Annotated in this window: 18 protein-coding genes; 11 read left to right on the top strand and 7 right to left on the bottom strand. The window is 66.4% G+C overall.

The window, feature by feature from the left end:
• Together WS62_RS16445 and WS62_RS16450 are read left to right on the top strand one after the other, a co-directional pair.
• Nucleotides 1-179, top strand: a 179-nt coding sequence (locus tag WS62_RS16445) for an electron transfer flavoprotein subunit alpha/FixB family protein (protein ID WP_197422856.1), incomplete at its 5' end; no start/stop codon positions are given.
• 104 nt (nucleotides 180-283) lie between these two features.
• Entirely contained in the window at nucleotides 284-2,074 is a 1,791-nt protein-coding gene (locus WS62_RS16450) for an acyl-CoA dehydrogenase (RefSeq protein ID WP_066572657.1), read from the top strand.
• A 115-nt stretch (nucleotides 2,075-2,189) separates the two neighbouring features.
• On the opposite strand, the gene WS62_RS16455 is transcribed toward WS62_RS16450, so the two are convergent.
• Nucleotides 2,190-3,476 (bottom strand): D-amino acid dehydrogenase, encoded by a 1,287-nt coding sequence (locus WS62_RS16455; RefSeq protein WP_066572662.1) that lies wholly within the window; start codon nucleotides 3,474-3,476, stop codon nucleotides 2,190-2,192.
• A 144-nt stretch (nucleotides 3,477-3,620) separates the two neighbouring features.
• Between WS62_RS16455 and WS62_RS16460 the strand changes: the two genes are divergently transcribed.
• Together WS62_RS16460 and WS62_RS16465 are read left to right on the top strand one after the other, a co-directional pair.
• A complete protein-coding gene (locus WS62_RS16460) occupies nucleotides 3,621-4,109 on the top strand; it encodes an Lrp/AsnC ligand binding domain-containing protein (RefSeq protein ID WP_059469407.1) in 489 nt (162 codons plus the stop codon).
• Between the two features lie 110 nt (nucleotides 4,110-4,219).
• Entirely contained in the window at nucleotides 4,220-5,380 is a 1,161-nt protein-coding gene (locus tag WS62_RS16465; RefSeq protein WP_066572665.1) for a PA0069 family radical SAM protein, read from the top strand.
• Between the two features lie 36 nt (nucleotides 5,381-5,416).
• On the opposite strand, the gene WS62_RS16470 is transcribed toward WS62_RS16465, so the two are convergent.
• Together WS62_RS16470 and WS62_RS16475 are read right to left on the bottom strand one after the other, a co-directional pair.
• Nucleotides 5,417-5,884, bottom strand: coding sequence for an NINE protein (locus WS62_RS16470; protein ID WP_066572672.1), 468 nt, complete (start codon nucleotides 5,882-5,884; stop codon nucleotides 5,417-5,419).
• 109 nt (nucleotides 5,885-5,993) lie between these two features.
• Nucleotides 5,994-7,142, bottom strand: a complete 1,149-nt coding sequence (locus WS62_RS16475) for a PQQ-dependent sugar dehydrogenase (protein ID WP_066572675.1) — start codon at nucleotides 7,140-7,142, stop codon at nucleotides 5,994-5,996.
• Between the two features lie 165 nt (nucleotides 7,143-7,307).
• Between WS62_RS16475 and rpsP the strand changes: the two genes are divergently transcribed.
• From rpsP to rplS, 4 genes are all read left to right on the top strand, one after another.
• Nucleotides 7,308-7,562, top strand: coding sequence for a 30S ribosomal protein S16 (gene rpsP, locus WS62_RS16480; RefSeq protein WP_004189402.1), 255 nt, complete (start codon nucleotides 7,308-7,310; stop codon nucleotides 7,560-7,562).
• 42 nt (nucleotides 7,563-7,604) lie between these two features.
• Complete coding sequence (gene rimM / locus WS62_RS16485) at nucleotides 7,605-8,294, top strand: ribosome maturation factor RimM (RefSeq protein ID WP_066572676.1); 690 nt, start codon at nucleotides 7,605-7,607, stop codon at nucleotides 8,292-8,294.
• A 1-nt stretch (nucleotide 8,295) separates the two neighbouring features.
• Nucleotides 8,296-9,090: a tRNA (guanosine(37)-N1)-methyltransferase TrmD gene (gene trmD, locus WS62_RS16490; protein ID WP_066572678.1), complete on the top strand. Its 795-nt coding sequence runs from the start codon at nucleotides 8,296-8,298 to the stop codon at nucleotides 9,088-9,090.
• A gap of 137 nt (nucleotides 9,091-9,227) precedes the next feature.
• The gene (gene rplS / locus WS62_RS16495; RefSeq protein WP_066493469.1) at nucleotides 9,228-9,617 is read left to right on the top strand and encodes a 50S ribosomal protein L19; all 390 of its coding nucleotides are present in this window, start codon (nucleotides 9,228-9,230) and stop codon (nucleotides 9,615-9,617) included.
• Between the two features lie 266 nt (nucleotides 9,618-9,883).
• Here rplS and WS62_RS16500 read toward each other — a convergent pair whose 3' ends face one another.
• On the bottom strand, nucleotides 9,884-10,477 hold the full coding sequence (locus WS62_RS16500) for a GNAT family N-acetyltransferase (protein ID WP_066572683.1): 594 nt from the start codon (nucleotides 10,475-10,477) through the stop codon (nucleotides 9,884-9,886).
• A gap of 1,303 nt (nucleotides 10,478-11,780) precedes the next feature.
• Here WS62_RS16500 and WS62_RS16505 point away from each other — a divergent pair.
• Nucleotides 11,781-12,464, top strand: coding sequence for a CoA pyrophosphatase (locus tag WS62_RS16505; protein ID WP_066572692.1), 684 nt, complete (start codon nucleotides 11,781-11,783; stop codon nucleotides 12,462-12,464).
• 102 nt (nucleotides 12,465-12,566) lie between these two features.
• Nucleotides 12,567-13,505 (top strand): CobD/CbiB family protein, encoded by a 939-nt coding sequence (locus WS62_RS16510; protein ID WP_066493472.1) that lies wholly within the window; start codon nucleotides 12,567-12,569, stop codon nucleotides 13,503-13,505.
• 286 nt (nucleotides 13,506-13,791) lie between these two features.
• Here WS62_RS16510 and WS62_RS16515 read toward each other — a convergent pair whose 3' ends face one another.
• The 3 genes from WS62_RS16515 to WS62_RS16525 all read right to left on the bottom strand — a co-directional run bounded on the left by WS62_RS16515 (nucleotide 13,792) and on the right by WS62_RS16525 (nucleotide 16,375).
• Nucleotides 13,792-14,109, bottom strand: a complete 318-nt coding sequence (locus tag WS62_RS16515; RefSeq protein ID WP_066572694.1) for a putative signal transducing protein — start codon at nucleotides 14,107-14,109, stop codon at nucleotides 13,792-13,794.
• 65 nt (nucleotides 14,110-14,174) lie between these two features.
• Complete coding sequence (gene rsgA / locus WS62_RS16520; protein ID WP_066572697.1) at nucleotides 14,175-15,119, bottom strand: ribosome small subunit-dependent GTPase A; 945 nt, start codon at nucleotides 15,117-15,119, stop codon at nucleotides 14,175-14,177.
• The gene (locus WS62_RS16525) at nucleotides 15,116-16,375 is read right to left on the bottom strand and encodes a M48 family metallopeptidase (RefSeq protein WP_066572700.1); all 1,260 of its coding nucleotides are present in this window, start codon (nucleotides 16,373-16,375) and stop codon (nucleotides 15,116-15,118) included. The genes rsgA and WS62_RS16525 overlap by 4 nt, the downstream gene beginning before the upstream one ends.
• Nucleotides 16,376-16,492: 117 nt before the next feature.
• On the opposite strand from WS62_RS16525, the gene orn reads away from it, so the two are divergent.
• A complete protein-coding gene (orn, locus tag WS62_RS16530; protein WP_066572709.1) occupies nucleotides 16,493-17,098 on the top strand; it encodes an oligoribonuclease in 606 nt (201 codons plus the stop codon).

Genomic DNA, 17,098 nt, shown 5'->3' on the forward strand with positions numbered 1-17,098 from the left:
AGCTGTACATCGCGGTGGGCATTTCGGGCGCGATCCAGCACCTGGCGGGGATGAAGGATTCGAAGGTGATCGTCGCGATCAACAAGGATCCCGAGGCGCCGATCTTCAGCGTGGCCGATTACGGCCTAGTCGGCGATCTGTTCACGCTCGTGCCGGAACTCGTGAACGAGCTCGGCTGACGCGCAGCGCGCGTCGCGTTCAACGCACGAGCAAGTCGAACATGAACAAAGGGGCGCGGCGAGCGCCCCTTTTCACACCATAAACGGACTAGGAGAGGAGCACCATGAGCTATACCGCACCCGTCAAGGACATGCTGTTCGTGATGAAGGAGCTGGCCGGCATCGACGAGGTCGCGAAGCTGCCCGGCTACGAGGATGCCGGCTTCGATACGGCTGCCGCCGTGCTCGACGAATCGGCGAAGTTCTGCGGCGAGGTGCTCGCGCCGCTCAACGTCGACGGCGACAAGAATCCGAGCAGTTGGAAGGACGGCGCCGTCACCGCGACGCCCGGTTTCAAGGAGGCGTTTCGCCAGTTCGTCGAAGGCGGCTGGCAGGGGCTGCAGCATCCGACCGAATACGACGGCCAGGGTCTGCCGAAGCTGATCGCGACGCCGTGCATCGAGATGCTGAACGCGTCGAACCTGTCGTTCGCGCTGTGCCCGCTCCTGACCGACGGCGCGATCGAAGCGCTCCTCACGGCCGGCACCGACGAACAGAAGTCCCGCTACGTGCCGAAGCTCATCTCCGGCGAGTGGACGGGCACGATGAACCTGACCGAGCCGCAGGCAGGCTCGGACCTCGCGCTCGTGCGCTCGCGCGCGGAGCCGCAAGGCGACGGCTCGTACAAGGTGTTCGGCACGAAAATCTTCATCACGTGGGGCGAGCACGACATGGCGGACAACATCGTCCACCTCGTGCTCGCGCGCACGCCGAACGCGCCCGAGGGCGTGAAGGGCATCTCGCTCTTCATCGTGCCGAAGTTCTTCGTCAACGACGACGGCAGCCTCGGCGCGCGCAACGACGTGCACTGCGTGTCGATCGAGCACAAGCTCGGCATCAAGGCGAGCCCGACCGCGGTGCTGCAGTACGGCGACCACGGCGGTGCGATCGGCTATCTCATCGGCGAAGAGAACCGCGGCCTCGAGTACATGTTCATCATGATGAACGCGGCGCGCTTCGGCGTCGGCATGCAGGGGATCGGCGTCGCCGACCGCGCATACCAGAAGGCCGCCGAGTTCGCGAAGGAGCGTGTGCAGAGCCGCCCTGTCGACGGCTCCGCGAAGCAGTCGGTAACGATCATCCATCATCCGGACGTGCGCCGGATGCTCGCGACGATGCGCGCGCTGACGGAAGGCGCGCGTGCGCTGTCGTACGTCGCCGCCGCGCATAGCGATCACGCGCATCGCGCCGCCGACGAAAGCGTGCGCGCGAAGCATCAGGCGATCTACGAGTACCTCGTGCCGGTCGTGAAGGGCTGGAGCACCGAGATGGTCAACGAGGTCGCGAGCCTCGGGATTCAGGTGCACGGCGGGATGGGCTTCATCGAGGAGACGGGCGCCGCGCAGTACTACCGCGACGCGCGGATTCTCGCGATCTACGAAGGCACGACCGCGATCCAGGCAAATGACCTCGTCGGCCGGAAGACGGCGCGTGACGGCGGCGCGGTCGCGAAGGCGATCGTCGGCGAGATCCGGCAGACAGTCGAAGCGCTCGGCGCGCACGACGGCCCGGCATTCGCCGCGATGAAGGCGCAACTGGCGAACGGTGCGCGCGCGCTGTCGGACGTCGTCGATTTCGTCGTCGCGAACGTGAAGGGTGATCCGAACGCCGTGTTCGCCGGCAGCGTGCCGTATCTGAAGCTCGCGGGCGTCGTGCTGTGCGGCTGGCAAATGGCGCGCGCGCTTCTCGTCGCACAGCAGAAGCGTGCCGACGATCCGAAGTTCTACGACGCGAAGATCGCGATCGCGCAGTTCTACGCGGAGCACATCCTCGTGCAGGCAAGCGCGTTCGAAGCGTCGATCGTCGCTGCGAAGGGCGATCAGAGCGTGTTCGCGCTGACGGAAGACCAGTTCTGATCGTCCGGTTCGGTCCGTAGACGTGGAAACAAAGAACGGCGCCCCTGAGGGCGCCGTTCTTTTTGGGAAGTGCGGCCGCACGCACATGCGGCTGCGCCGGTCGCGCGTCAGCGCGTCATGCGTATGCCGGGCGGTGCTCGCCGTCCGTTTCGGTCAGATAGCGATGCACCGACAGGTCGTCCGCGCGGATCGCGGGCTTCTTGCCGGACATCAGGTCCGCGAGCAACTGGCCCGAGCCGCACGACATCGTCCAGCCGAGCGTGCCGTGGCCCGTATTGAGGAACAGATTCGGCACGGGCGTGCGGCCGACGATCGGCGTGCCGTCCGGCGTCATCGGGCGCAGGCCGGTCCAGAACGACGCATTCGCCGTATCGCCGCCGCCCGGGAACAAGTCGTTTACGCACATTTCGAGCGTTTCGCGGCGTGCTTGGCGCAGCCGCTTGTCGAAGCCAACGATCTCCGCCATTCCGCCGACGCGGATGCGATCGTCGAAACGGGTGATCGCGATCTTGTAGGTCTCGTCGAGCACGGTCGACACGGGCGCCTTCGCGGCATCGACGATCGGCGCGGTGATCGAATAGCCCTTCAGCGGATACACCGGAATCTTCACGAGATTCGCGACGAGGTTCGTCGAGTACGAGCCGAGCGCGACCACGTACGCGTCGGCGCGCACCATCTCGCCGCCGCACTGTACGCCGGCTATCTTGCCGCCCGCAATCGCGAGCGCATCGATGCTCGTATTGAAGCGAAACGTCACGCCGAGCTGCTCGGCGAGCGCGGCCAGGCGCGTCGTGAAGAGCTGGCAGTCGCCCGTTTCGTCGCCCGGCAGCCGCAGGCCGCCCGCCAGCTTGTGCGAGACCGCGGCGAGCGCCGGTTCGGCCTTCTTCAGCTCGTCGCCCGACAGCAGTTCGAACGGCACGTTCGCGTCGCGCAGCACAGCCATGTCCTTCGCGGCGCCGTCGAGTTGCTGCTGCGTGCGGAACACCTGCAGCGTGCCGCCCGTGCGGCCTTCGTACTGGATGCACGTCTCGGCTCGCAGTGCCTGCAGGCAATCGCGGCTATATTCGGCGAGGCGCACCATGCGGCCCTTGTTCAGCGCATAGCGCTCGGTCGTGCAGTTGCGCAGCATCTGCCACATCCATTGCAACTGGAAGCGCGTGCCGTCGAGACGGATCGCGAGCGGCGCGTGCTTTTCGAACATCCACTTGACCGCCTTCAGCGGCACGCCGGGCGCAGCCCACGGCGCCGCGTAGCCGGGCGAGATCTGGCCCGCGTTCGCAAAGCTCGTGTCGAGGGCGGGGCCGGCCTCGCGATCGATCACCGTGACTTCGTGGCCCGCGCGCGCCAGATAATAGGCGCTTGCCACGCCGACCACGCCACTGCCCAAAATAACCACACGCATAGCTGCTCCGGATAGAAAACGCCGGACGGCGCGCGGCGCACCCGATGCGCTCTGCGATCTGCATCCGACCTAGTTTTTTGCGCTATGGTATTGTTGAGTTACTAGGTTTTGTTATTGTATTTTTTCAATTTTCAGTAAAAAGCGATGAGAACTCAACGCCAGCCGGTGCGCGCGCTCGACAAGCTGGACCGGCGCATTCTGAAGCTGCTGCAAGAGGACGGCCGCATGGCGATGAAGGACCTCGCCGAGCGCGTCGGACTGACGGTCACGCCTTGCATCGAGCGGGTGCGGCGGATGGAGCGCGACGGCGTGATCACCGGCTACCACGCGCGCGTCGATCCTGGGCAGCTCGGCGCGGCGCTCCTCGTGTTCGTCGAGATCACGCTCGATCACAAGAACGGCAACATGTTCGAGCAGTTCCGCCGTGAGGTGATGAAGATCGACGAAGTGCTCGAATGCCACCTCGTGTCGGGCGATTTCGACTATCTGATCAAGGCGCGGATCGGCGAGATGGCCGACTACCGGAAGCTGCTCGGCGACATCCTGCTGCAGTTGCCGGGTGCCGTGCAGTCGAAGAGCTACGTCGTGATGGAGGAAATCAAGGAGACGCTGATGATCGCGGTCGACGAGTGAGCGCGAGAGCGCGTATTCGAAGCGCTTGGCACGTGCCGCCAATTACTGTATAAATATACAGTAATTGGCGGCATTGTCATTGGCGGCTTCGGTCGCTTACCAGAGGCGTGATGAGCGATCGATCCGACGTCGAATATCCGGTGGCGCCGCCCGTGCCCCGCAAGGGGCGCGGCGCGGTGGACAACCTGCAGGGGCGCTACGAGACCGTCGAGCGTGAAGTGATCGACGACGGCTGGGCGCGCGACGACGAACGCGAGCCGCCTGCCCCGTTGCACACGCAGGTGTTCGAGGAGCGCGCTAGGACGATCCTCACGCGCAACGCATCGCCGGACATTCCGTTCAACGTGTCGCTGAATCCGTACCGCGGCTGCGAGCACGGCTGCATCTACTGCTTCGCGCGGCCGACGCACAGCTATCTTGGACTGTCGCCGGGGCTCGATTTCGAGAGCCGGATCTACGCGAAAGTGAACGCGGCGGAATTGCTCGAGCGCGAGCTCGCTAAGCCGCGTTACGTGCCGGAGCCGATCGCGCTCGGCGTGAATACCGACGCGTATCAGCCGGTCGAGCGGGAACTGCGGATCACGCGGCAGGTGATCCAGGTGATGCACGATCAAGGGCAGCCGTTCGCCGCGATCACGAAGTCGTCGCTGATCGAGCGGGATCTCGACCTGCTCGCGCGGATGGCCGAGCGTCAGCAGGTGATGGCGGCCGTCACGATCACGACGCTCGATCCCGAGCTCGCGCGCGCACTCGAGCCGCGCGCCGCGACGCCTTCGCGCCGGCTGCGGACGATCCGTGCGCTGCGCGACGCGGGCGTTCCGGTCGGCGTGAGCGTCGCGCCAATGATCCCGTTCGTCACCGAGCCCGATCTCGAGCGCGTGCTGGAGGCGTGCGCGGACGCGGGCGCGACGCACGCAAGCTATATCGTGCTGCGGCTGCCGTGGGAGGTCGCACCGCTTTTCACCGAATGGCTTGCCGCGCATTTCCCGGATCGCGCGGAGCGCGTGATGGCGCGCGTGCGGGACATGCGCGGCGGCAAGGACTACGACTCCGATTTCAGCCGGCGGATGAAGGGCGAAGGGATGTGGGCGGATCTGCTCCGGCAGCGCTTCCGGATGGCGGTCAAGCGCTGCGGACTGAACGAGCGCACGCGCGGCATTCTCGATTTCTCGCAGTTTCGCGCGCCGCAGCGGCTGAAGCAGCCGAAGCCGCTCGCGCTGCCAAGCTTAGCGCGGAAGGCGGACGACGGTTCGCAACTCAGCCTGTTTTGATTCGCGCGTGGCGCATCGACAGAGCACGCGGATGCGTCATTGCGAAATCTGCTTCGCGGCCTCGACCTGCAATTCGAAATAGGTCTGGAACGCGAGCGCGAGCCCCGTCATCAGCAGGAACGCCCCGATCAGCAACGAGAAGATCACGACGAACACGACGCCCCAGCCGGAGCGGCTGTGGCGGCCCGTGGCGGCGTTGAATTGTGCGTCCCATTTGTCGTCGGCGCGCAGCCCGTAGACGAGCGCGGCGAGGAACGCGGCGAACAGCGATATCGCGCCCGGCACGGCGAGCCACCAGCCGAGCGCGGCCGTGCGTCCCGACGCCGCGAGCAGCAGGAACCCGGGAATGCCGGCGATCGTCGCGAGCAAATGCGCCCAGCCGGCGAGGTCCGTCCAACCGTACAGATAGAAACGGTGTGCACCGAGCGAGCCGAACAGGAATGCGAGCAGTGCGGTGAGCGTCTTCGAGCGAAAGCGGGGCGGCGTGGACGTGCTGCTGGACATGTCGGGGCAGGGTAGTGGGTCTTCTTCGTAGACGCCCCGGCGAGACGGGGCGCGGCGGTCGGCTCGCATTCTACGATGCGGGGCGCCGCAAGGTCACGCAGCGGCTGCGTCAATGCGTCGCATCGTAGGTGATCCGGTAGATCGCGCCCGCGTAGTCGTCGCTGACGAGAAGCGATCCGTCTGGCAGCGGCAGCACGTCTGCCGGGCGGCCCCAGACGCTTTCGTCGGGCCTCAGCCATCCCTGGACGAACGCTTCCTGATGCGCGGATCGGCCGTCCGGCGAGGCGATCACGCGCATGACCCGGTAGCCGACCTTGCGGCTGCGGTTCCACGAACCGTGCTCGGCGATGAAGATGTTGTTGCGGTATTCGGGCGGGAACATGTCGCCCGTGTAGAAGCGCATGCCGAGCGCGGCGACATGCGCGCCCAGTTTGAGCACCGGCGGCACGTAGCTCGCGCACGCGTGGCCGTGCCCGAACTGCGGATCGAGCACGTCGCCGCCATGGCAGAACGGATAGCCGAAGTCGAGGCCCGCGCGCGGCGCGCGGTTCAGCTTGTCGTCGGGGCGGTCGTCGCCCATCAGGTCGCGGCCGTTGTCGGTGAACCAGAGCTCGCCCGTCGCCGGATGCCATGCGAAGCCGACCGTGTTGCGCACGCCGCGCGCGTAGACCTCGTAGCCGCTGCCGTCGGGGTTCATCCGGCCGATCATCGCGTAGCGGTCGCGGTCGGCGACGCAGATGTTGCACGGCGCGCCCGTCGGCACGTAGAGCTTGCCGTCGGGGCCGAACGCGATGAATTTCCAGCCGTGATGACGCTCGGTCGGCAGCGCGTTCGTGACGACGACCGGCTTTGGCGGCGCGGCGAGCCGTTCGTCGATCAGGTCGAGGCGTAGAACTCGCGATACGGCCGATACGTACAGCGCGCCATCGCGATACGCGACGCCGACCGGCATCTCGAGTCCCGACGCGATTACATGGTGCGCGCGCACATGGCCGTCGCGCACGACGAGCGCATGCACGTGGCCCTCCATGCTGCCGACGTACAGAATTCCGCGCGGCGACCACGCCATTTCACGCGCGGCGGGCACGTCGTCGGCGAGCACCTGGACGCGAAAGCCGGGCGGCACGCTCAACTCGTCGACTGGCAGTGCGGCGGATGCGGCGGTTGTGGCGAGAACGAGACAGGCGGCGGCCGCGGTGCGCAGCAGCGCCGGCAGGTCTGAGGAAACGATGCGCGACAGGGTGATGAGCGGACGCATGGCGGACGAAGGCGGGCGAGCGCGAAGCGCGCGATGGGGGGAATTGTAAGCCTTTGGAGAGCGCCTCCGGGATTTTTGCCGGGTAAGTGTTTGTTGTGCCTTCGGTTTCCGGCTATAATCGCACGTTTCAGTAGTTTTCGAACCCGGTTTCCCGAAGGAATTCATATGGTCATCATCCGTCTGGCTCGCGGCGGCTCGAAGAAGCGCCCGTTCTACAACATCGTCGCTACCGATTCGCGCAACCGTCGCGACGGCCGCTTCATCGAGCGCGTCGGCTTCTACAACCCGGTCGCGACGAAGGGCGAAGCACTGCGCATCGCTCAAGACCGTCTGACGTACTGGCAAGGCGTCGGCGCGCAACTGTCGCCGACCGTCGAGCGTCTCGTCAAGCAAGCGCAAAAGGCGCAGCCGGCTGCCTAATATGGCGCGGCGTGCCGGAAGTGCCGGCTGTGAGGTTCGTTGATGGCTGGTCACGACTCCGGTAGCGTAAAGCGCGGGCGGTCGCCGTCGTTCGGCGTATTCGTCCGCAAGCCTGTCGAGCGCGCGCCCACGAAAGAGGCGGGCGGCGGCGCGGCTGATTCGGAAGCAATTCGCATCGAGACGGCGCAGTCGTGGCCGGACGATGTGGTCGAGGTCGGCGCGGTTGTCGATGCGTACGGCCTCAAAGGCTGGGTCAAGCTCGCGGCCCACGCCGGTGCGGGTCGAGGCGGCGATACGCTCCTCGAGGCCCGCGACTGGTGGCTGCAAAAAGGCGCGGAGCGAAAATTCGCGCGCGTCACGCAAGCGAAGTTGCATGGCGACGCGATCGTCGCGCATCCGGCCGGCTCCGTCGATCGCGATGCGGCGCTCGCGCTGCGCGGCTTCCGCGTGTTCGTGCGCCGCGACGATTTCCCCGCACTCGCCGACGACGAGTTCTACTGGGTCGACCTGATCGGCCTCGACGTCGTCAATGAGGCGGGCGCCGCGCTCGGCAAGATCGCCGACATGATCGACAACGGCGTGCATTCGATCATGCGTGTCGAGTATCCGACGGCCGGCAAGGACGGCCGGCCGGCAGTCGGCGAGCGCCTGATTCCGTTCGTCGGCGTGTACGTCAAAGCGGTCGAGCAGGCGGCGGGACGCATCGTCGTCGACTGGGAAGCCGATTACTGAAATGGACGAAGCCACGCAGAGCGCGATCCAGTTCGACGTCGTCACACTTTTTCCGGAGATGTTTCGCGCGTTGACCGACTGGGGCATTACGAGCCGCGCGGTGAAGCAGGGGCGGTTCGGCTTGCGCACGTGGAATCCGCGCGATTTCACGACCGACAACTACCGCACCGTCGACGATCGCCCGTACGGCGGCGGTCCCGGCATGGTGATGCTCGCGAAGCCGCTCGAGGCGGCGATCGGCGCGGCGAAGGCCGTGCAGGCGGCGCAAGGCGTTGCGACGTCGCGCGTCGTGATGATGTCGCCGCAAGGCGCGCCGCTCACGCACGAACGCGTGATGCGGATGGTCGCGGAGCCGGGCGTCGTGCTGCTGTGCGGTCGCTACGAGGCGATCGACCAGCGTCTGATCGATCGTTGCGTCGACGAGGAACTGAGCCTCGGCGACTTCGTGCTGTCGGGCGGCGAATTGCCGGCGATGGCGCTGATGGACGCCGTCGTGCGCCAGCTTCCGGGCGTGTTGAACGACGCGCAGTCGGCGGTGCAGGACAGCTTTGCCGACGGGCTGCTCGATTGCCCGCACTACACGCGCCCCGAGGAATACGAGGGCGTGCGCGTGCCGGACGTGCTGCTCGGCGGGCACCATGCCGAGATCGAGCGCTGGCGTCGGCAGGAAGCGTTGAGAAATACCCTGGCGAAGCGCCCCGATCTGATTGTGCGGGCGCGTCGCGAAAAGTTGCTGAGCCGGGCCGACGAGGCGTGGCTTGCAAGTCTCGCGAAAGAAGCGAAGCAGGCCTCCTGAGGCGGCGGCGCTCCGTTCGCGAATATGGCGGCGTCGTGCATGCGTGCGCGGCGCCTGATGTGAATCCATCCTCTATCGGGGCCGAACCGGGCGACCGGCAGGTGCGAACGCCGACAAGATGGCTTTAGGAGTCAGTGATGAATCTGATCGAAAAACTTGAGCAGGAAGAGATCGAGCGCGCGCTCGCAGGCAAGACGATCCCCGAATTCGCCCCGGGCGATACGGTGATCGTGAACGTGAACGTGGTGGAAGGTAGCCGCAAGCGCGTTCAGGCTTACGAAGGCGTCGTGATCGCGAAGCGCAACCGTGGTCTGAACTCGTCGTTCATCGTCCGCAAGATTTCGTCGGGCGAAGGCGTCGAGCGTACGTTCCAGACGTACTCGCCGCTCTTGGCGAGCATCGTCGTGAAGCGCCGCGGCGACGTGCGTCGCGCGAAGCTGTACTACCTGCGCGAGCGTTCGGGCAAGTCGGCTCGAATCAAGGAAAAGCTGGTGTCGAAGGATCGCGCCGCTGCTGCGCAACAGTAAGCGCAGTCGGGAACGCGTGCCGGATCCGATTCGGTGTGCGTTCCGCCAGGCGTGGGAAGGCGCCGTGCGGAAGCATCCGCACGGCGTTTTTTTCGCCAGCCTGTTGAAAGCCGCGGCGTCGCCGCGGCTTTTTTGTATCCGCTGAATCCTCACGTATCCGAGTGATCGCGGGAGGCTCGACGCACTGCGCGTGCGATGTCGGAAGCCGGCAGGCATTCCGGCGGCCCCGGATTTCGATCGCCGGGCCGAAGGCGCGCCGCATCCGCTCATAGAAACTGGCCGAGCGGCAGATCGAGATCGATCGTCGCGTGGCTCAGTTCCGCTTCGGCTGCCTGTGCTTTCGCTGAAAACAGCCGCATCACGACGACCTTGTTCAGCGCGTCGCTGCGCAGCGCGCCGTCCGCATGGCTGCCGATCAGCGTGACACGCGAGGCGATCGGCCAGCGGCCGGCTCGCGCGTAAAAGCTCGCGAGCGGCGGATCGCACGTGAACACGCCGATGTCGATGCCGCGCGCTTCCATCCACTGCGTCGCCGCCGCGACCGTGCGCGTTCCGAGCCCCGCGCGCCGGTGAGCGGGATCGGTCGCGACCCAACTGAGGCCGCCGATCGAAAAGCGCTCGCCCGCGTGCGAAATCGTCTTGCGCACGACCGCTGCGTAGCTGACGACGTCGCGGCTCTTCGGCGCCGACACGTAGAACGACATCGCGTCGAGGCGTGGATCGTGGATCACCGGCGCTGTGCCGCCGGGCTCGAATGCGTCGTCGGGATCGACGCGTTGGTGCAGCAGGGCGAACTGGAGCCGGAGCGCTTCGGGCGCGTCGTTATAGCGAATCGAGTGGAGTGCGTAGGCGTTCGTCATCGTGTGTAGTCGTCGTGATGTCGGAGGTTTTCGGCGTGGCGCCGATCGCGGTTCATGTCGATCCGGCAATCGCCCGCCCGCCGGTTGTCGAATCGTGTTGCCGGAAGCGCGGCGGCGCGCGTGCGGGCTTCAGCCTTCCGGTATGCGCTGGTAGCGAGGTCGAATCGATTGGGTTCGTATTAATCCGTACGCGCCGAAAATTGGCTCGAGCGACTCGATTCTCGGGCGGAGCGGCCACGTCGAATGCGGTCACATTCAGGTTGCCGTATCTGCGAGATGCGTGGACAGGGGCGCTCATGCGTGTCGATTCTCGTTCGATCGCAACAGGCGTCGGGCGTCTCGTGGATGCCGGACGCATTGTGCACATCGATCCGCAAGCAGGTTCACCGCGAACGAAATGTCGCTGCATTCGGAACGTGTGGCGTCCTCGGGCTCGATCGTCGCGAGGCGACTTCGGGCGCGAAACCGGAAAGCACGCGTGCGCCGCGCCGACTATTTCCTGTTCATTTCGCGCGCCGGATGGCCAGGCGGCCGGGACCCGTTCGACTCGCCGAAAAATACGCGCAAATGCCGTCACTCGCGCAGCGCCGTCGTCGGCCGCTCTGGAAACCCGCTCGGCCTGACGGCAAATCGCCGTCGCCGAATTCGTGTCGAACAGGTGGGGTTTGCGACTTGTGTCCGTCCGCCGCCACGGCTCGAGCCGCCACGGCCGCAGCCAGTCTAAACAGACTGCCTGGCACATATTGTGGAGTTGTGTATTTTTTGCGATCGAGCCGTCTTCAAGACGGCGTTTTGACATTTTTGCTCGTATTTCATCGGCGCACAGCGCCCGCGGGCAACCCGAAGTCGAATTGCGGCGCCGAATCCGCTGACCGGATCGAGGCGCTTGAAAGAGCGAATGGGCGGCGCAAGCGCCACCCGACGGTATGACGAAATCGGCCGATACGGCGCGAGTCGACGCGCGCCACTCGCCGTGAATCCGCCGCACCGGCCAATTTTCGCGCACCGTTTCCGAGTCGAACATCCCGATGCAGGTCGCTTCGAGCATGGAATTGCCGAATCCGGCCATCGACATTTCGCGCGATATTTCCCGCTGCCCTTTGCATGCCGTCGGTTGGCGAGCTGCGGACGGCGTTGCTCCGGCACCATATAATGAGCCGAGAATCGACAAAGCACGTCAGCCGAACCCGCGGCGGTTTTTTCTGTCTCCGATGACAGTGTCGTCCGACGACCCGCCACGGCGAGCGTTTTTTTCTTTCCGGCGCGACAATATGGTCGTATTCATTCCGAGAAGAGCGTCCCCTTGATCCGTCGCCCCATCATCGACCCCGAAGTGCTGCCGATCGAGACGACCGGCGCCTGCCTGCCGGCCGTTCCGCCGCCGTTGCTGACGCCGGAAGGGCTGCGCGAGCGTTTCGCGCGACCGCTCGAATGGATGCAGGAGCCCGCCGAGGCGCAACTCGTCGAAGGCGTCGATCCGCGCAGCGCGGCCGTGCTCGTGCCGATCGTCATGCGCGAGCGCGGCTTGACCGTGCTGCTCACGCAGCGCGCCGACCACCTGAACGACCACGCCGGCCAGATCAGCTTTCCTGGCGGGCGCCGCGAGCCCGACGATCGCGACGCGAACGCCACCGCGCTGCGCGAGGCGCATGAGGAGATCGCGCTCGCGCGCGAGCGCGTCGAATTGCTGGGTGCGCTGCCCGACTATCTGACGGGCACCGGCTTTTGCGTGACGCCCGTCGTCGCGCTCGTGCATCCGCCGTTCACGGTGCAGGCGGACACGCTCGAAGTGGCCGAGATCTTCGAAGTGCCGCTTGATTTCCTGATGAATCCCGCGCATCACCAGGTGCGGGTGTTCCGCTGGGAGGGCGGCGAGCGCCGTTTCTTCGCGATGCCGTATCCGCGCGGCCCGGTCGGCGGCCAGTACTTCATCTGGGGGGCGACGGCGGGCATGCTGCGCAACCTGTACCGCTTCCTCGCGGCCTAGCGGCGGGCGCCACAGTCGACGCACGCCGCAGGCCATCCGGCGCGTCCGCTGTGCTATCGTTACGCGAAAAATCAATCATCCCAGAACGGCACGGCCCTTCGCATGACTTTCTTCTCGGTTCTCCTTGCCCTCATCATCGAACAGGTCCGCGCGCTGTCGCCGAGCAATCCGGTCTTCGCGCTGTTTCAGTCTCATGCGGAATCGGCTGCGCACGGCTTCGACGCCGGCAAGCGGAAGCACGGCGTGCTCGCGTGGCTCGTCGTCGTGCTGCCCTGGGTGCTTGCCGTCGGGCTCGTCTATTTCCTGCTGTTCAAGGTGAGCTTCGTGCTCGCGTTTCTCTGGAACGTCGTCGTCGTGTACTTCACGCTCGGCTTCCGGCAGTTCAGCCATTACTTCACCGACATCCACCTCGCGCTCAACAACGACGATGTGCCGCGCGCGCGCGACATCCTGCGCGAATGGACGGGCATCGACACGGTCGACATGCCGGTCAGCGAGATCGTCCGCCATACGCTGATCCACGCGGTCGTCGCGTCGCACCGCCACGTGTTCGGCGTGTTCTTCTGGTTCGTGCTGCCGATCGGCCCCGCGGGCGCGGTGCTGTACCGGATCGCCGAATATCTGGCGCGTAGCTGGTCGGTGCCGGCTGACGACCGCACCGCGGCGTTCTCGACGTTCGCGCAGCGCGCGTTCTTCGTGATCGACTGGGTGCCGGCGCGCCTGACCGCGCTCGGCTTCGCGATCGTCGGCAACTTCGAGGATGCGATCTACGCGTGGCGCAATCACACGCGACAGTGGCCCGACCCGAACGACGGCGTGCTGCTCGCGGCCGGCAGCGGCGCGCTTGGCGCGCGGCTCGCAGGCCCGCTCGCGGAGCCGTCGAGCGTCGATGCGCTGGCGGCCGGCGACAGCGGCCCGATGACCGTCGGCGACGACTGCACGCCGCGCACGCTGCAGTCGGCCGTCGGCCTCGTGTGGCGTGCGGTGATCCTGTGGATGCTGCTCCTGCTGATGCTGACGATCGCGGTCTGGGTGTCGTGACGCGAAGGCGGGGCGTGGCGCGTTCTTCGTCCGGACCGACGACGATCGCCAGAGAAAAAGCCGGCTTCTAGCCGTAATGCCGTTCAGTTAAGCATGGTTCGCAGTGGCCTAGCCTTGCACAACCCAGGAAAAAGGCCGCTCCGGTATCAATCGGAGCGGCCTTTTTGATCTTAACTGAACGGCATTAAGCTTCTAGCCGGCTTTTTTGCGTCTTCTATCGCCTGCTGCGGGGCGCGGGCGCCCGAATGGGCACCAAGTACGCGTAAAGCGGGGGCAAAGCGCGGCGTCAGCCGTTGCGCGGGTCGCGGTTCGCGCCGCAATGCCAGCACGCGGTGAACTGCGCGTCGAGCGTCTCGCCGCAGCGCGCGCAGCGCCACGGCGCCGCGCCGGCGGGTGGCCCGGCCGACGCCGCCTCGATCAGCCGCCGCGCGAGCGCCTCGTCGCGTTCGTCGTCGAGCCAGATCTCCGGCAGGCACGCGTCGATCGGCAGGCCGCCGAGCGCGCCGCCCGCGAAGCGGTTGTGCAACTCGCAGCCGACGCCCGCCACGTCGAGTACGTTCGCCCAGTGCTGGGCGGTCGCGAGATCGGGGGCCCTGAAGCGCATCGCGGCGTCTCCTCCGTGCGTGACGAACAGGCGAGCGGGCGGCTCGCGGCCGCCGAGGCGCCCGGCTAGCGGACGATCTGGCTCGCCTCGTGCACGAGCTGCGCGTACAGCGTGTGGCGCGAGGGCGCGATCTTGCCGTCGGCGACGGCTTCCAGGATCGCACAGCCCGGCTCGTGCAGATGATGACAATTATAGAAACGGCAGTGCGGCAACAGCGGCCGGAACTCCGGGAACGCGCGCTCGAGGCGGCCTTCTGTCAGATGATAGAGCCCGAACTCCTGGAAGCCGGGCGAATCGATCAGCGCGCCGCCGTCGGCGAGCGGGTAGAGGCGTGTGAACGTCGTCGTGTGGCGGCCGCTGTTGAGCGCCGCGGAGATTTCGCGCGTCGCCGCCTCGGCGTCGGGCACGAGCAGGTTCACGAGCGTCGATTTGCCCATTCCCGACTGGCCGAGCAGGATCGTCGAATGGCCGGCAAGGCGCGGCGCGAGTTGCGCGCGCGCGTCGTCGGGCGCGCCCTTGATCGACAGCTCGAGCACGTCGTAGCCGAGCGCGCGGTACGCCGCCAAGCGCTCGCGCGCAACCGGCAGCGCGGCTTCGACGTCGATCTTGTTCAGCAAGACGATCGGCTTCAGCTCGTTCGCCTCGGCGGCGATCAGCGCGCGGCCGAGCAGGTCTTCGCTGAAGTGCGGCTCGGTCGCGAGCACGATCAGCAACTGATCGAGATTCGCGGCGAAGAGCTTCGACTTGAATTGGTCGGAGCGGTAGAGCAGGTTGCGCCGCTCGCCGATCCCGACGATCACGCCCTGGTCGGCCGACGTCCGTTCGTAGACGACGCGGTCGCCGACCGCGACGTCGCTCTTTTTGCCGCGCGGAAAGCACTGCAGCATCGGGCCGCCGTCGGCGGGCGCGACGATGTAGTGGCGGCCGTGCGCGGCGATCACGCGTCCCTCGACGCGCTCGCCGCCGCGCGCGGCCGCCCTGGCCGGCTGCTTCGTCGGCGTGCGCTTCATGAGAGCTGGAGCAGCCGGTCGATCCGTTGCGACGCGGGCGGGTGCGAGTAGTAGAACGCGGTGTAGACGGGGTCGGGCGTGAGCGTCGATGCGTTGTCTTCGTAGAGCTTCACGAGCGCGTTGACGAGGTCGCGCGCGTCGGTCTGGCTCGCGGCGAACGCGTCGGCTTCGAACTCGTGCTTGCGCGAGCTCAGGCTGCCGAGCGGCGTGACGAAGAACAGGAACACCGGCATCGACAGGAAGAACAGCACGAGCGCGACGCCCGCGTTGCTGCCGGCGAGCGACGGCATCACGCCGAGGCCCGTGTAGAACCATGCGCGCTGCGCGAGCCAGCCGAGCAGCGCAAGGAGCGCGAGGCTCAGCGCGAACGTCCAGAGCATCCGCTTCATCACGTGGCGGCGTTTGAAATGGCCGAGCTCGTGCGCGAGCACGGCTTCGATTTCGTTGCCCGTGAGGCGGGCGAGCAGCGTATCGAAGAACACGATCCGCTTCGCGGCGCCGAATCCCGTGAAATAAGCATTGCCGTGCGCGGAGCGGCGGCTGCCGTCCATCACGAAGAGGCCCTTCGCCGCGAAGCCGCAGCGTTTCATCAGCCCCTCGATCCGCGTGCGCAGCGCATCGTCGGACAGCGGCTCGAACTTGTTGAAGAGCGGCGCGATGAAGGTCGGATAGAGCACGAGGACGAGCATCTGGAAGCCGACCCACACGGCCCACGTCCACAGCCACCAGAGCGCCCCCGCCTGGTTCATCAGCCATAGCACGACGAACAGGAGCGGCAGCCCGAGCACCGCGCCGAGGAGCGCATTCTTAGCGAGATCGGCGAAGAACAGGCGCTTCGACATCCGGTTGAAGCCGAAGCGCTCTTCGATGCCGAACTGGCGGTAGTACTCGAACGGCAGGTCGACGGCGCCCGAGATCACGAGTACCGCGGCGACGAGCGCGACCTGCTGGCCGTAACCGTGGCCGAGCCAGCCGGTGAGGAGCGAATCGAGCGCGCCGACGCCGCCCAGGAGCGTGAGCCCGACGAGCACGGCCGAGCCGACGACGATCTCGAACATCGTGAGCCGGGTGCGCTCGACCGTGTAGTCGGCGGCGCGCTGGTGCGCGGAAAGCGGGATCGTTTCGCGGAACTGCGCGGGCACGCGGCCGCGATGCTCGGCGACGAAGCGGATCTGCCGCGACGCGAGCCACAGCTTGGTGCTCGTCATCGCGACGAGCGCGACGGCGAAGAGCAGGGTGAAGGTATAGGCGGGCATCAAGGGCGCTAGTGGTATCTATGCGAGAATTATATGTTCTTGCGGACCCGGCACGCTCGTCGTTTGCCGGTCCGCCTGGCGGCGCGCGTGCCGCCTGTCCGTTTCCCAGGATTGCTCATGACCGATATCTCCGCCGCGGCCGGCCAGCCCGCGCTCGTTCGCAACGAACTGAACCTCGTCTGGCTCGACATGGAAATGACGGGCCTGAACCCGGACAGCGACCGCATCATCGAGATCGCCGTCGTCGTCACCAATTCGACCCTCGACATCGCGGTCGAAGGACCCGTGTTCGCGATCCATCAGAGCGACGAGACGCTCGCGAAGATGGACGACTGGAACAAGAACACGCACGGCCGTTCCGGCCTCATCGACCGCGTGCGCGCGTCGACCGTCACCGAGGCGGACGCCGCCGCGCAGATCGAGGCGTTCCTCGGCCAGCACGTGCCCCCAGGCAAGTCGCCGATGTGCGGCAACTCGATCTGCCAGGACCGCCGCTTCATGGCGCGCTGGATGCCGGAACTCGAACGCTTCTTCCATTACCGCAACCTCGACGTCAGCACGCTCAAGGAGCTGTGCCGGCGCTGGCAGCCTGCGATCTACAAGGGCTTCCAGAAGCGCGCGATGCATACGGCGCTTGCCGATATCCACGAGTCGATCGACGAGCTCAAATACTACCGCAAGCACTTCCTGATTCCGGCCGCGCCGGCGGGCGAGACCGCTTGA

Origin of the sequence: Burkholderia sp. ABCPW 14 (genome assembly GCF_001523835.1) — a bacterium.
GTDB classification, from domain to species: domain Bacteria; phylum Pseudomonadota; class Gammaproteobacteria; order Burkholderiales; family Burkholderiaceae; genus Burkholderia; species Burkholderia mayonis.

What these genes read in the sequence shown, in the direction of transcription:
- WS62_RS16450 (WP_066572657.1), top strand. Translation starts at nt 284, where the DNA reads ATGAGCTATACCGCACCCGTCAAGGACATGCTGTTCGTGATGAAGGAG.
- WS62_RS16455 (WP_066572662.1), bottom strand. Translation starts at nt 3,476, where the DNA reads ATGCGTGTGGTTATTTTGGGCAGTGGCGTGGTCGGCGTGGCAAGCGCC.
- WS62_RS16460 (WP_059469407.1), top strand. Translation starts at nt 3,621, where the DNA reads ATGAGAACTCAACGCCAGCCGGTGCGCGCGCTCGACAAGCTGGACCGG.
- WS62_RS16465 (WP_066572665.1), top strand. Translation starts at nt 4,220, where the DNA reads ATGAGCGATCGATCCGACGTCGAATATCCGGTGGCGCCGCCCGTGCCC.
- WS62_RS16470 (WP_066572672.1), bottom strand. Translation starts at nt 5,884, where the DNA reads ATGTCCAGCAGCACGTCCACGCCGCCCCGCTTTCGCTCGAAGACGCTC.
- WS62_RS16475 (WP_066572675.1), bottom strand. Translation starts at nt 7,142, where the DNA reads ATGCGTCCGCTCATCACCCTGTCGCGCATCGTTTCCTCAGACCTGCCG.
- rpsP (WP_004189402.1), top strand. Translation starts at nt 7,308, where the DNA reads ATGGTCATCATCCGTCTGGCTCGCGGCGGCTCGAAGAAGCGCCCGTTC.
- rimM (WP_066572676.1), top strand. Translation starts at nt 7,605, where the DNA reads ATGGCTGGTCACGACTCCGGTAGCGTAAAGCGCGGGCGGTCGCCGTCG.
- trmD (WP_066572678.1), top strand. Translation starts at nt 8,296, where the DNA reads ATGGACGAAGCCACGCAGAGCGCGATCCAGTTCGACGTCGTCACACTT.
- rplS (WP_066493469.1), top strand. Translation starts at nt 9,228, where the DNA reads ATGAATCTGATCGAAAAACTTGAGCAGGAAGAGATCGAGCGCGCGCTC.
- WS62_RS16500 (WP_066572683.1), bottom strand. Translation starts at nt 10,477, where the DNA reads ATGACGAACGCCTACGCACTCCACTCGATTCGCTATAACGACGCGCCC.
- WS62_RS16510 (WP_066493472.1), top strand. Translation starts at nt 12,567, where the DNA reads ATGACTTTCTTCTCGGTTCTCCTTGCCCTCATCATCGAACAGGTCCGC.
- WS62_RS16515 (WP_066572694.1), bottom strand. Translation starts at nt 14,109, where the DNA reads ATGCGCTTCAGGGCCCCCGATCTCGCGACCGCCCAGCACTGGGCGAAC.
- rsgA (WP_066572697.1), bottom strand. Translation starts at nt 15,119, where the DNA reads ATGAAGCGCACGCCGACGAAGCAGCCGGCCAGGGCGGCCGCGCGCGGC.
- WS62_RS16525 (WP_066572700.1), bottom strand. Translation starts at nt 16,375, where the DNA reads ATGCCCGCCTATACCTTCACCCTGCTCTTCGCCGTCGCGCTCGTCGCG.
- orn (WP_066572709.1), top strand. Translation starts at nt 16,493, where the DNA reads ATGACCGATATCTCCGCCGCGGCCGGCCAGCCCGCGCTCGTTCGCAAC.